At 53.6% G+C, this 1196-nt stretch carries 1 pseudogene; it reads left to right on the top strand.

Features of this window, described 5'->3' with window-relative positions:
* Positions 1-80: 80 nt before the first annotated feature.
* Positions 81-1049, top strand: a pseudogene (locus CHU32_RS27830) (IS5-like element ISKpn26 family transposase); the annotation flags it as partial.
* Positions 1050-1196 lie beyond the last annotated feature (147 nt).

Raw genomic sequence — 1196 nt, 5'->3', positions numbered from 1 at the left:
GGAAGGTGCGAACAAGTTCCTGATATGAGATCATCATATTCATCCGGAGCGCATCCCAGAGGGACATCATGAGCCATTAACTCACCTTCGCCGATAGTGAATTCAGCACTAAGCGCCGTCAGACCCGAAAAGAGATTTTCCTCTCCCGCATGGAGCAGATTCTGCCATGGCAGAATATGACCGCTGTCATCGAGCCGTTTTATCCCAAGGCGGGCAATGGCCGACGGCCCTATCCGCTGGAGACCATGCTGCGTATTCACTGCATGCAGCATTGGTACAACCTGAGCGACGGTGCCATGGAAGATGCCCTGTACGAAATCGCCTCCATGCGCCTGTTTGCCCGATTATCCCTGGATAGCGCCCTGCCGGATCGCACCACCATCATGAATTTCCGCCACCTGCTCGAGCAGCATCAACTGGCCCGTCAATTGTTCAAGACCATCAATCGCTGGCTGGCCGAAGCAGGCGTCATGATGACCCAAGGCACTTTGGTGGATGCCACCATCATTGAGGCACCCAGCTCTAGCAAGAACAAAGAGCAGCAACGCGATCCGGAGATGCATCAGACCAAGAAAGGCAATCAGTGGCACTTTGGCATGAAGGCCCACATTGGTGTCGATGCCAAGAGTGGCCTGACCCACAGCCTAGTCACCACCGCGGCCAACGAGCATGACCTCAATCAGCTGGGTAATCTGCTTCATGGAGAGGAGCAATTTGTCTCAGCCGATGCCGGCTACCAAGGAGCGCCACAGCGCGAGGAGCTGGCCGAGGTGGATGTGGACTGGCTGATCGCCGAGCGTCCCGGCAAGGTAAAAACCTTGAAGCAGCATCCGCGCAAGAACAAAACGGCCATCAACATCGAATACATGAAAGCCAGCATCCGTGCCAAGGTGGAGCACCCGTTTCGCATCATCAAGCGGCAGTTCGGCTTCGTGAAAGCCAGATACAAGGGGCTGCTGAAAAACGATAACCAACTGGCGATGTTATTCACCCTGGCCAACCTGTTTCGGGTGGACCAAATGATACGTCAGTGGGAGAGATCTCAGTAAAAACCGGAAATAACGCCAGAAATGGTGGAAAAAATAGCCTAAATAGGCTGATTCGATGTGTTTGCGGGAAAAAAATCGGCCCAGATCCGCGAAATTTTAATCAGCGAGTCAGCTTGGGAAGAAATGACCTGCTTATTCGCACCTTCC

The sequence above is a fragment of the Superficieibacter electus genome (genome assembly GCF_002915575.1).
Taxonomy (GTDB): Bacteria; Pseudomonadota; Gammaproteobacteria; order Enterobacterales; family Enterobacteriaceae; genus Superficieibacter; species Superficieibacter electus.
Note: the sequence above shows the minus strand (reverse complement) of the source record. Positions and strands in the feature narration are given on the sequence as shown.